We start from the raw sequence: 11,650 nt of genomic DNA, 5'->3' as shown, positions 1-11,650 counted from the left end.
TCGTCTCTGCTAGCAGGGATGAACAAGCCTCCCATCCTGGATTTAAGAATCTCCAATCTCCGATGCGAAGCCAGGCGGCAACGCGGCCTCGATCATGCCGAAGTCCCCACCCGGGGCTTGCTACCACCTAACTTGGCCTAGCCAATCGTTCTAAGCCGTGCCAGAAAGCACCCCGCGCGCGGTTGGATCGGCCTGATTTGCGTCCTGACCTTCTGGACGGGTTATACATGGCTGATCTCTTCATCCGTCAGTCGCTCTTCCGGACGGATATTGGTATTCGGCGCAAGGTGTCTAACAAACTAGGGGCACCTCAAGCGCCTCCGCCTGCCTGCGGCGGACCAAGCTGGGCAGCTGAATCCTGGCGTCAGCCTTCGGCGCGGACCTTGGAGATGAAGCTGTCAAGGCCGGTGCGCATGGACTGGGCAAGCGTCGCCAGTTCCCCTACCGCCTTGAGGACATGGCTCGCCATCATTCCAGTGTCTCCGGTTGCCTGGGTGACGCCGACGACGGTGCCGGAAACCTGTTCACTTCCAGTCGCCATCTGCTCGATGTTCTGGTTGATCTTTTCCGTGGCGGCCTTTTGCTCGGCCAGCGCCTCGGCAACCTTGGCGACGATTCCATCCATGCGAGAGATCGTCACGCGGATCGAGCCGATCGCATCGACCACCTCGGACGAGACAGCCTGAATGTCCTTAACGTGGCGCCCTATGTCCTCGGTCGCCCGGCTTGTCTGGTTGGCCAGGTTCTTTACCTCGTTTGCAACGACGGCAAAGCCCTTGCCGGCATCGCCTGCTCTGGCCGCCTCGATGGTCGCGTTCAAGGCCAGCAGATTTGTTTGGCTGGCGATATTGTTGATGAGTTCGCCCATTTCGGCAATCCGTTTGGCCGCGCCGACCATTTGGCTGGCCGACGCATAGGTCCGTTCGGCCTCCTGAACGGCGACAGTGGCGACGGACTGCGATTCGGAGGCGTGAGACGTAATTTCTGAAATGCCTTCCGAGAGCTTGTCGGCGGCGACCGCTACCGTCTGGATTCCAGAGACAAGTTGTTGCATGACGGCGGCCGCGTCGGATGAACGCTTGCATGTGTCCGCGGCAACGCTTGAAACCCGCTCGGCGCTGTCGTGCACGCGCAAGGCCACTTCGTCGATGGCGGTCAGGGCGGTTTCTCCCGTTGCGCTGAAATCGTGGACGGCATCTTCTACATTCTCGTGCCTGGCTTCACGCCTGCGAAGTTCCGCCTGCTGCTGGGCCGCCAGCCCGCCGGAATCGCCGCGGCCCTGACGAAACAAGCGCAGGGCTTCCTCGCCCCAGGGGCCGGCATCGATAGTCGCATCCTTGGCGCAGGCCAGTTGCCGCATCGAGGCGTTGACGGCCTCGAACCAGCGTTCCGACATCCAAAGTGCCAGCCGAGTGACTAGTGCGGTTGCCGACAGGATTGGCGCGCTGCCGGGAAGTGGTCTAGTGAAGGCCGCCTTGGCTTCGCTGATCCGTTCTTCGCAGACGCGGCGCAAATTTTCAGCCAGATGGTCTTCCACTGTCTTCATCGTATTGATGCGCTTGGTTGTCTGATCGAACCAGTGGTTGGCGTCGACGTCGCTGACATCACCGGAAAGTCCACGCTCTCTTGCCGCCAGGCGCATCCGCTCTATTTCCGCCATCACCTGCCCGCCCATTTTTTCCAGTACCGTCTTGGACTGTGCCGGTTCCGCATATTGGGTAAAAATGTCCAGGGATCTGGTCTGCTGGGTGATCAGGTGCAGAAATTTGCGGTGCAGCGCAGGCTCGAAACGTCCGGCGGCAAAACAGGCGATGGCTAGACCGCGTTCCTGCCCGGCATATTCCTTGGCCTGCATGAAGTTGAAACAGGCGATCAGCGGGCGCACCAGTTTGGGGTCCGTGCTTGAACCGGCTGTCGCAGAAACGACCGCCAGCAGATCGGCAATCAGGTCCGTGAAGAAGGTAAACGCCTCGCGGGGGCTTAGCGCCAACGAGCGGACTTTATCGCGAACTTCCGCCAGGGTAGCGAAATCATGCAGGACGTTGTTGACCTGGGCGAAGATTCCCGTGCTGGAGCTAAGCCTGTCGATCATCTCGAAGCCCTGGCGGACGGCGGTTTCCGCCTCTTTCACTCTTAGGACCTGCTCTGCAACCTGATCGCCAAACTGTTTGCCGCCCGATGAAAGATAAACGTTGGAGCGTCCGCGTTCCTGTTGAAGTTCATGGATCAGTTTGCTGATATCCGTCACCAGCTTGATGACGTCCTTGATATGCTCTGTTTCGCGAAGCGTAAGGAACGTGGCCGCAAGAACGAAACGAACCGCTGTACGGCTGGCCTTGCCCCGATAGAGCATGTGTCCTCCTTGGGTGGGGGGGATGTTGGGTCCGTCCTGCGTTTGCCCTTGTCATGCATACATGGACAGTCGGCGGAAGGATCCAAGAATCCCGACGTTTTCCTCGCGGCGCAATAGTCGTCTTTCTTATGCGCTCCACGATAACTGAATTCTCGGCATGCAGAAAGCGAGAAGCCGATTCACAGGCGCTTGTTTCGTTTGTCCCAATGAAATCGCCATAAAATGAATTCTGAGGGGCACCGCGCATCATTGACATACATCATGCAATTCAAGATATGTGTCGGTCGTTGCAGGCCATTCTTAAAACACATTGACGTCTATCATGCCCGGCTTCAAAGGAATTGATAGGGGCGAATTGGAAGCAAGACCGACTTTCCAACATCGACATTCTTTGATCTGCCCACGCACCTGTTGATCGACGCGTCGACCAGCGCGGTTGCTTGCTGACAGGAGAGGAAAACAGGTCTTATCTTGTCTGTGCGGGTCCCATCAGCCCTTCGCGCGTGCGGGCAGGATGAGGCGCTTGATGATGAAGGCCGTTGCAAGTCCGACAGCAAGCAGGGCTGCGCCGATCAGGGGGCGATGGATCAGCCAGGCGGCCGCAATAATGGTCAGGGTCAGCGGGGCGGCGATCATGAAGGCCACGCCGAAGCTGGCGGCATTGACCAGGCTTTCCAGGAAAGGCAGCAGACTGGCCAGCCAGGCTAGCGGACTTGCCATGAGCGTCAGACCGAACAGCATCATGAAGAATCCGGCGACGCGCAGAATCCAGGTCAGGATCGCCTCGTCCGCTTTGGCTTGTTCGATCATCGCATCCGCGCCAAGGGCGCCCAAGGAAACCATGTTTATAATGCGCTCCCTTTCGCCCTTGAAACCCGCCAGGGTCGACCCGCGTTGCTGTGCGATGACGCTAATGGTCTGAACCGGCACCTGATGAAAGGCAATGCGCAGGTCGCCGATTTGCGGTTGGTCGGGCGACTTGCCGCGATAAAGATACTCACCCTCCCAGCGAAAACCGCGCGGCAGGTCGCCATCTTGCGCGTCCACGGCCAGGGGTTCGAAATTCGACATTTGCGCAATTTGGCTTTGATCCAGGATAAAGCCGCCAATTCTGGCACTTTTTACATTAAGGACCTTGCCCTGATAGGGCATGTCGGGGTTTGCGTGTCCCTGTTGCTTTTCGAAGGAATTGGAATTGATGGTTTTATCGGACCATTCCTTGACATAGTTATAGGTCGTTGTTTCAGTTTCACCGCCGCCCAGCTTTTTCTCGGTTCTGGTTTCTTTATTCTCTCGCCACTGGAACATCTCAACGCGCCGTTCCAGGCGAACGGCGTCGGTGGCCGTGACGTGGAAAACCGGATCGACAAGGTCTGACGCGACATCGACCATCCCTGAAAGGTGAACCAGCCGCCCCTCGTGGGCGGGATCGACCGTTTCTGCGGATACGGACACGATCTGTTTGGAAGCGGCGTCGAGCGCTATGATCGCATCGACCGCCCTTCCTTCATTCCAATAGAGCAGGACGAAGCTGGCGATGAACAAGATCAGGCCAACAATCGCGCCGCCTATCGAGTTGCCGAAACGGCCAAGCCAGCTTTTGTGGGTCACTTTGGTAAATGTGTCTTCGCTTTGCACAATCCGCCTCGCGCTGCCAATTGGGCAACCACCCTAGCGCAGGCTGCAAGAAAGCGCAGTCACTTCAGTCGTGAATCCGCTCTAGGTATCTTCGTTATCGCATGATCATTAGACGAAATCTGTGAGTGAGAGGCGTTTGCAACCCCTCCCAAGTCAACATAAATTTTAGGAAATTGCCGGAGGGCCTCCGGCGGCGCATATAGTGGCAATCAGCATTCGGACGTTTCGATCCGGGAGGGGCGTTTGCATATTTACTGTATGGACAGCTACCGGCATTCCCATGGCTTGCGTTCCGATACGCATGGTCTCGAGCGGCGCATCCGCTGGGTGATGGGGCTGACCGTGGCGACCATGGTTGCCGAGATCGGCGCCGGGTGGGTTTTCGGATCGTTGGCCCTGCTGGCCGACGGCTGGCATATGGCCAGCCATGGCTTGGCCATGTTCATCGCTTTGTTCGCCTACGCCTTTGCTAGGCGCCACAAGGACGACCCAAGATTCACCTTCGGCATGGGCAAGGTGGATGCGCTGGGAGGATTCGCCAGCGCCATTTTTCTGGGGATGGTCGCCCTTTTTATGGTGTGGGAGGCCTTAAGCCGCCTGTTCAATCCCACGCCCATCGCCTATGTCGAGGCGCTGGTGGTCGCCGCCATCGGCTTGGCGGTCAATCTGGTCAGCGTTTTGATCCTGGACCCCCCTGGCGGCCATGATCACGGGCATGGCGAAGGCCACAGCATGCGCGCCACCTATCTGCATGTGCTGGCCGATTTGCTAACCTCGATTGGGGCCATTCTGGCTCTGGCGGCGGGCATGTTCCTGTCTTGGGATTGGCTTGATCCCGTGGTGGGCATGGCGAGCGCTCTGGTGATTTTCATCTGGGCGCGCGGCCTGATCAAGAGCGCAAGCGGCGTCTTGCTGGATGAAATCGCCGACCCTGCCTTGATCGAGGATATCCGCCAGCGGATCGAGGCGGACGCCGACAACCGCATTGCCGATCTGCATCTTTGGTCGTTCGAGCCGGGCCGACTGGCCGTGATTCTGTCGGTGGTGACGCATTTTCCGCGCCCGCCCGAACATTACAAGGCCTTGCTGGTTTCCGTTCCCGGGCTTGACCATGTGACCATCGAGGTCCTGGCCCATGCGGGCAAGCCGTGCCTGGATATCCCGGTTCCCGACCGTCCCTGACGTTTTGGCCCACAATTTCAAAAGACTGTCATGCTTGATGCGGGGTTGACTTGCCCGTCCGCTCGCCCGCAAAATCCGGCCTGGAGAGTAGGTTTCACCCTGGGGGGATCAATGTCTGTTTCACATTTGCGGTCGTTCGCGATCCTGGCTTCGCTGCTGGCGTCCTTTGCCAATGCAAAAGCGGAAGAGCCGGTGCTCAATGTCTACAACTGGTCGGACTATGTCGCCAAGGATACGCTTGAGCGTTTCACCAAGGAGACCGGCATCAAGGTCAAGTACGACGTCTATGATTCCAACGAAGTGCTCGACACCAAGTTGATGACCGGCAAGTCGGGCTACGATCTGGTCTTTCCGTCGGCGACGCCCTTCTTTGCGCAGCAGGTCAAGGCGGGGGCCTATCTGAAGCTGGACAAGAAGAAGCTGCCCAACGCCGTCGGTCTCGACAAGATGGTGATGGCCAATTTGACCCGCTCGGACCCCGGCAACGAATACGGCCTGCCCTATATGATGGCGGCGACCGGCATCGGCTATAATGTCGAGAAGGTGAAAAGCCTGCTGCCCGACGCCCCCATCGGCTCGTGGAAGATGTTGTTCCAGCCCGCCGTTCTCGAGAAACTGAAGTCCTGCGGCGTTTCGCTTCTCGACACGCCCACCGAAGTCATTCCGGCGATGTTGGCCTATCAGAAGCGCAATCCCGTTTCAGAGAACATTGAGGATCTGGACGCGGCGGCGGCGGAACTGATCTCGCTGCGCAAATACTACAAATACATCCACAGTTCGAAATACATCAACGATCTGGCCAACGGCGAAATCTGCGTCGCCTTGGGTTATGCGGGCGATCTGGTGCAGGCCAGGGCGCGCGGCAAGGAAGGCAAGAAGCCGCAGGAGATCGCCATCTTCATTCCCAAAGAGGGCGCCGAGGTGAATATCGACGTGATGGCCATTCCCAAGGACGCTAAACATCCCGAAAATGCGCACCGCTTCATCGACTTTTTGCTGCGCCCCGACGTGATCGCCGACATCACCAACGAAACCGGCTACGCCAACGCGGTTCTGGCCTCCTCCAAGCTCATCGCGCCAGAAATCAAGTCGGACCCGGTGATCTATCCGCCCCCTGAATCGCAAGCCAAGCTGTTTACCCTGCCGGTGGCGAGCAAGGATTACGAACGCAGCCGGGCCAGGGCCTGGACCAAGTTCCGTACCGCCAAGAAGTGACCGCCCCGGTCATCCGAATTCAGGGCGTATCGAAGGCATATGGCGGCCTGACGGCGCTGTCTGCCATCGATCTCGACATCGAGGCGGGCGAATTCTTCTCGCTGCTTGGCCCATCGGGCTGCGGCAAGACGACGCTGCTTCGCCTGCTGGCGGGATTCGTCGAGGCCGATGGCGGACGGATCGACATTGCCGGGCGCAACATGTCGGGTGTTGCGCCCTACGACCGCCCGGTCAACATGATGTTCCAGTCCTACGCCTTGTTTCCGCATATGACGGTGGCCGAGAACGTGGCTTTCGGCCCTAGGCAACAGGGCGTCGATCCGCGCGAGGTGCGCAGGCGGACGGGAGAAATGCTGGCCTTGGTGCGCATGGAACGCTTGGCTTCCAGAAAGCCGCATCAACTGTCCGGCGGCGAGCGCCAACGCGCCGCTTTGGCCCGTTGCCTGGCCCGCAGGCCGGTGGTGGTGCTGCTCGACGAGCCGATGGCCGCCCTTGACAAGCGGTTGCGCGAGCAAACGCGTTTCGAGCTGATGGAAATTCAAAAGCGCGTGGGCACGACATTCGTGATGGTGACCCACGATCAGGAAGAGGCGATGTCGGTGTCGACGCGCATCGCCGTCATGGAGGCGGGGCATGTTCTTCAAGTGGGCCGCCCGCGCGAAATCTATGAATGTCCCAACAGCCGGGCGGTGGCCGAGTTCGTCGGCACCGCCAATCTGTTCGAAGGCGTCGTCACCGGCACGTCGCCGTCCGGCGTGCTGCTGCACTGTGACGCGGAAGGGATCGATCTGAACGTGCCGGGAGATTTCCAGCCCGGAACCAGACTGGCCGCGATGGTGCGCCCCGAAAAGATTTCCATCGGTCAGGGAACGCAGACCGGCGACAATCTGCTGGCGGGACAGGTTCAGGAAATCGCCTATCTGGGCGGGGCGTCGGAATACAGGGTGCGGCTTGCTTCGGGCAAAGTGGTCATCGTCATGGCGGCCAATCTGCGTCATGCCGTCTCGGCCCCCGTCGCCCTGGGCGAGACCGTGAGTTTGTCTTGGCATCCCACCGACGGCGTGGCCTTGCCATGAAGCAGCGGATCGCCACCCGGATCGTTCTTGGCTTGCCGCTGCTTTGGCTGCTCTTGTTCGTTCTGGTGCCGGTGCTGATCCTGGCCATGGTGTCGCTCTCCGAATCTCAAGTCGGCATCCCGCCCTACAAGCCGCTTCTGAACTGGTCGGAAGATGGCCAAGCCGCATTGGCCGCCAGCCTGAACAGTTATGTCCAACTGGCCGAAGATGGGATGTTGGCGCAGTCTCTTCAGGAATCGCTGACGCTGGCGGGATTGACCACGCTGATCTGCCTTGTCGTCGGTTGGCCGATGGCCTGGGCCATCGCCAGGGCAAGGCGGGAGCAACGAGGCCCCTTGCTGCTGCTGATCATGCTGCCCTTCTGGACTTCGTTCCTGGTGCGCATCTATGCCTGGATGACCATTCTTGGCGATGACGGACTTCTGAACAATTTCCTGTTGTGGCTGGGGCTGATCGATCAGCCCTGGGCGATCATGAATACCGACAAGGCCATTCTGATCGGCATGGTCTATGCCTATTTGCCTTTCATGGTGCTGCCGCTTTTCGCCGTTCTGGAACGGATCGATCAAAGCCTTCTCGAAGCCTCGGCCGATCTGGGCGCTGGCCCGGCCAGAACCTTTCTTTCCGTGCTGCTGCCCTTGTCGATGCCGGGAATATTGGCCGGTTCGGCCCTGGTCTTCGTTCCGGCGTTGGGCGAATACGTGATTCCGGAAATGATGGGCGGCGGCGGCTCGGCGATGATGGGCAAGATGCTGTGGGACGTTTTCGCCTTGACCCGCGATTGGCCAGCGGCGGCGGCTTTGGCCATGGCGCTTCTGGCCGTCGTCGCCGTTCCATTGGTTTTCCTTCAGCGCGCGCGCCACCGTTTGGCGGGGCGCGATTCATGAAACAGTCGCGCTTTCCCCTGTCGCTCTTGATGTTCGGATACGCCTTCCTCTACGCGCCGATCGCGCTGCTGGTTCTCTATTCCTTCAACGACTCACGGCTGGTCGCGGTCTGGTCGGGCCTGTCCTTGCGCTGGTATGGGGAATTGTTCAAGGACGAGCGCTTTTTGGAAGCGGCCTGGCTGTCCTTCCAAGTGGCGGCGATCAGCGCCACGCTGGCTTTGTTGCTGGGAACTTTGGCGGCCTTGTCCTTTGACCGCAACCGGCGTTTCTGGGGCCGGTCGATGTTCGGGTTTCTGCTGAACGTGCCGTTGGTTCTGCCCGACGTGGTGATCGGCTTGGCGTTGCTGCTGGCTTTCGTCGAGGCAGGCAAGGCCATCGGATGGCCAGCGGAACGCGGCATGTCCACCATCGTGATCGCGCACGCCACGATTGCCACTTCTTACGTGGTGGTGGTGGTGCGCGCCAGATTGTCCGATCTTGACCGTTCGCTGGAAGAAGCAGCCCTTGATCTTGGCGCGCGCCCCTTCGCGGTTTTCACATCCGTCACCCTGCCGCTTTTGACGCCCGCCCTGCTGGCCGGATGGCTGCTGGCCTTCACCTTGTCGCTCGACGACGTGGTGGTGGCCCAGTTCGTGACCGGCCCCGGCGCCACCACGCTGCCGATGGAGATTTTCTCGTCGATGCGCCTGGGAGTCAGCCCCAAGATCAACGCCCTGGGCACCCTGCTGGCCGCTGCCGCTGCCGCCGCCGTCTGGATCGCCTGGCGCCTTCAGTGCCGTCGGCGCTAACCGGTTTCGCTTATCCCTTGTGATAATCGACGATGCGTTGGACCTCGTTCTTCGATCCCAGGATCACCGGCACGCGCTGATGCAGGCCGGTGGGCTGCAGTTCCATGATGCGGCTTTGTCCCGTGCTGGCCATGCCGCCCGCTTGCTCGATGATGAAGGACATGGGATTGGCTTCGTACATCAGGCGCAGCTTGCCGCCGGTTTTGGCGTTTTCGGCATCCATCGGATACATGAACACGCCGCCGCGCACCAGAATGCGATGCACCTCGGCCACCATCGAAGCCACCCAGCGCATGTTGAAATTCTTGCCCCTGGGACCGTCCTTGCCCGCCAGACATTCATCGACATAGCGTTTGATCGGCGGTTCCCAGAAGCGCTGGCGCGAGGCGTTGATGGCGAATTCCTTGGTGTCTTCGGGCACCGTCATGTTGGGGTGGGTCAGAAAGAACATGCCGACGCCGCGGTCCAGCGTATAGCCGTGCACGCCGTTGCCGGTGGTCAGCACCAGCATGGTCGAGGGGCCATAAAGCGCGTATCCGGCGGCCACTTGTTTGACGCCCGGTTGAAGAAAAGTTTCAGCCGCGCCGGGTTTGGCGCCCTCGGGCAGGCGCAGGATCGAGAAGATCGACCCCACCGAGACGTTGATGTCGATGTTGGACGAGCCGTCCAGGGGATCGAACAGCAGCAGATAGCGGCCATCGGCCTGCCCGGTCACCGAAAAGACGTCCTCCAACTCTTCTGACGCCATGGCGGCATAGTTTCCGCCCAGCGAATTCATATGCAGGAAAATGTCGTTGGCCAACACATCCAGTTTTTTCTGCTCTTCGCCCTGCACGTTCTCGCTGCCCGCCACTCCCAGATTACCGAGCAGCGCGCCCCGGTTGACCTCGCGCGAGACCATCTTGCAGGCGGTGATGATGTCGGTCATGAGCGCGGTAAAAGCGCCCGAGCCTCCCAGGCGGCGCTGTTCCTCGATCAGATTGTGACTAAGCGTAAGCCTTTTATAGGGCATGGATTTGTCCTTGTGGTGCGCGGTTTTTGGTTGCCGCCAGGGTAGTTGAAAGCGGACGGCGTGCCAAGCTGCTGCTTTGCCTTCTCTTAGACCTCTGCTAACCTTGCGCCAACAAACCCCCCATCCGGAGCGCACCATGACCGGGACCGTCAAATACCAGCTCGACGAAAGCAAAATCCCCACCCACTGGTACAATATTGCCGCCGACCTGCCGGTTCCCCTGCCACCACCCCTGCATCCTGGCACCGGCCAGCCGATCGGGCCAAGCGATCTCGAGCCGTTGTTTCCGATGGACATCATCCTTCAGGAAGTCAGCGAGGAGCGGGAAATCGAAATTCCCAAGCCGGTGCGCGACGTCTATCGCCAATGGCGTCCGGCCCCCCTGTATCGGGCGCGCAGGCTGGAGCAGGTCTTGGGCACTACGGCCCGCATCTATTACAAATACGAGGGCGTCAGCCCGTCGGGCAGCCACAAGCCCAATACCGCCGTGCCCCAGGCCTTCTACAACAGCCAGGCGGGGATCAAGCGCCTGTCCACCGAAACCGGGGCAGGGCAGTGGGGCAGTTCCCTGGCCTTCGCAGGTTCGCTGTTTGGCCTGACGGTTGAAGTCTTCATGGTCAAGGTCAGCTATCAGCAAAAGCCTTATCGCCGGGCTTTGATGGAAACCTATGGGGCACGCTGCGTCGCCAGCCCCAGCGAGGAAACCGAGGCCGGACGCGCCATCTTGAAGGCGCATCCCGACAGCACGGGCAGCCTGGGCATCGCTATTTCGGAAGCCGTCGAGGTGGCGGCCAAGCGCGACGATACAAAATATGCGCTGGGCAGCGTGCTTAACCATGTGTTGACCCATCAGACGATAATCGGCCTTGAGGCGCTTGCTCAATTGGACATGGCCGACGACTATCCCGATTTCGTGATCGGTTGCGCCGGCGGCGGATCGAACTTCGCCGGTCTGGCCTTCCCGTTCATTGGCCGGTCCTTGCACGGTGGCAAGAAGCCGCGCGTGATCGCCGTGGAACCGGCGGCCTGTCCCACGCTGACGCGGGGCCATTACGCCTATGATTTCGGCGATACGGCCCATCTGACACCCCTGGTCAAGATGCATACGCTGGGTTCGACCTTCATTCCGCCCGGCTTCCATGCCGGGGGGTTGCGCTATCACGGCATGGCGCCCATGGTCAGCCATCTGAAGCAGTTGGGCTTGATCGAGGCCGAGGCTTGGCATCAGACCGATTGTTTCGCAGCTGGCGTCGCCTTTGCCAGGGCGGAAGGAATCGTGCCGGCACCCGAAAGCAACCATGCCGTCAAAAGCGCCATCCATCATGCGCTTAAGGCCAAGGAAGCGGGCACCTCGCCGGTCATTCTGTTCGGCCTGTCCGGCCATGGCCATTTCGACATGCAGGCCTACACCGATTATTTCGCGGGCAAGCTGGTCGATCAGCCCTATGACGAACAAGAGCTTGACAGGGCTTTAAGCGAATTGCCGCAGGTGGCCTGAT

9 protein-coding genes are annotated in these 11,650 nt (G+C 60.0%); 6 read left to right on the top strand and 3 right to left on the bottom strand.

The window, feature by feature from the left end; genetic code table 11:
* Nucleotides 1–364 precede the first annotated feature (364 nt).
* Nucleotides 365–2,353 (bottom strand): nitrate- and nitrite sensing domain-containing protein, encoded by a 1,989-nt coding sequence (locus HQL44_03920; GenBank protein MBF0267720.1) that lies wholly within the window; start codon nucleotides 2,351–2,353, stop codon nucleotides 365–367.
* Between the two features lie 489 nt (nucleotides 2,354–2,842).
* Nucleotides 2,843–3,964 carry a TMEM43 family protein gene (locus tag HQL44_03915; protein MBF0267719.1) on the bottom strand — a complete coding sequence of 374 codons (1,122 nt, stop codon included), beginning with the start codon at nucleotides 3,962–3,964 and terminating at the stop codon, nucleotides 2,843–2,845.
* Between the two features lie 270 nt (nucleotides 3,965–4,234).
* On the opposite strand from HQL44_03915, the gene dmeF reads away from it, so the two are divergent.
* The 5 genes from dmeF (at nucleotide 4,235) to HQL44_03890 (ending at nucleotide 9,139) form a co-directional block, all read left to right on the top strand.
* Nucleotides 4,235–5,173, top strand: a complete 939-nt coding sequence (gene dmeF / locus HQL44_03910) for a CDF family Co(II)/Ni(II) efflux transporter DmeF (protein ID MBF0267718.1) — start codon at nucleotides 4,235–4,237, stop codon at nucleotides 5,171–5,173.
* Between the two features lie 111 nt (nucleotides 5,174–5,284).
* The gene (locus HQL44_03905) at nucleotides 5,285–6,388 is read left to right on the top strand and encodes a polyamine ABC transporter substrate-binding protein (GenBank protein MBF0267717.1); all 1,104 of its coding nucleotides are present in this window, start codon (nucleotides 5,285–5,287) and stop codon (nucleotides 6,386–6,388) included.
* Complete coding sequence (locus HQL44_03900; GenBank protein ID MBF0267716.1) at nucleotides 6,358–7,464, top strand: ABC transporter ATP-binding protein; 1,107 nt, start codon at nucleotides 6,358–6,360, stop codon at nucleotides 7,462–7,464. The genes HQL44_03905 and HQL44_03900 overlap by 31 nt, the downstream gene beginning before the upstream one ends.
* Entirely contained in the window at nucleotides 7,461–8,351 is an 891-nt protein-coding gene (locus HQL44_03895) for an ABC transporter permease subunit (protein ID MBF0267715.1), read from the top strand. The genes HQL44_03900 and HQL44_03895 overlap by 4 nt, the downstream gene beginning before the upstream one ends.
* Entirely contained in the window at nucleotides 8,348–9,139 is a 792-nt protein-coding gene (locus HQL44_03890) for an ABC transporter permease subunit (protein MBF0267714.1), read from the top strand. Before HQL44_03895 ends, HQL44_03890 begins: the two co-directional genes overlap by 4 nt.
* 10 nt (nucleotides 9,140–9,149) lie before the next feature.
* Here HQL44_03890 and HQL44_03885 read toward each other — a convergent pair whose 3' ends face one another.
* Nucleotides 9,150–10,151: a class 1 fructose-bisphosphatase gene (locus HQL44_03885; GenBank protein MBF0267713.1), complete on the bottom strand. Its 1,002-nt coding sequence runs from the start codon at nucleotides 10,149–10,151 to the stop codon at nucleotides 9,150–9,152.
* A 136-nt stretch (nucleotides 10,152–10,287) separates the two neighbouring features.
* Here HQL44_03885 and HQL44_03880 point away from each other — a divergent pair, with 136 nt between their 5' ends.
* Entirely contained in the window at nucleotides 10,288–11,649 is a 1,362-nt protein-coding gene (locus HQL44_03880; GenBank protein MBF0267712.1) for a TrpB-like pyridoxal phosphate-dependent enzyme, read from the top strand.
* Nucleotide 11,650 lies beyond the last annotated feature (1 nt).

This window comes from Alphaproteobacteria bacterium (assembly GCA_015231795.1).
GTDB lineage: Bacteria > Pseudomonadota > Alphaproteobacteria > Rhodospirillales > WMHbin7 > WMHbin7.
This window is presented reverse-complemented; position numbering and strand designations above follow the sequence as displayed.

Bases quoted from the DNA above. Each gene is read 5' to 3' on its own strand.
- HQL44_03905 (MBF0267717.1), top strand. From the start codon at position 5,285: ATGTCTGTTTCACATTTGCGGTCGTTCGCGATCCTGGCTTCGCTGCTG.
- HQL44_03880 (MBF0267712.1), top strand. From the start codon at position 10,288: ATGACCGGGACCGTCAAATACCAGCTCGACGAAAGCAAAATCCCCACC.
- HQL44_03895 (MBF0267715.1), top strand. From the start codon at position 7,461: ATGAAGCAGCGGATCGCCACCCGGATCGTTCTTGGCTTGCCGCTGCTT.
- HQL44_03885 (MBF0267713.1), bottom strand. From the start codon at position 10,151: ATGCCCTATAAAAGGCTTACGCTTAGTCACAATCTGATCGAGGAACAG.
- HQL44_03920 (MBF0267720.1), bottom strand. From the start codon at position 2,353: ATGCTCTATCGGGGCAAGGCCAGCCGTACAGCGGTTCGTTTCGTTCTT.
- HQL44_03890 (MBF0267714.1), top strand. From the start codon at position 8,348: ATGAAACAGTCGCGCTTTCCCCTGTCGCTCTTGATGTTCGGATACGCC.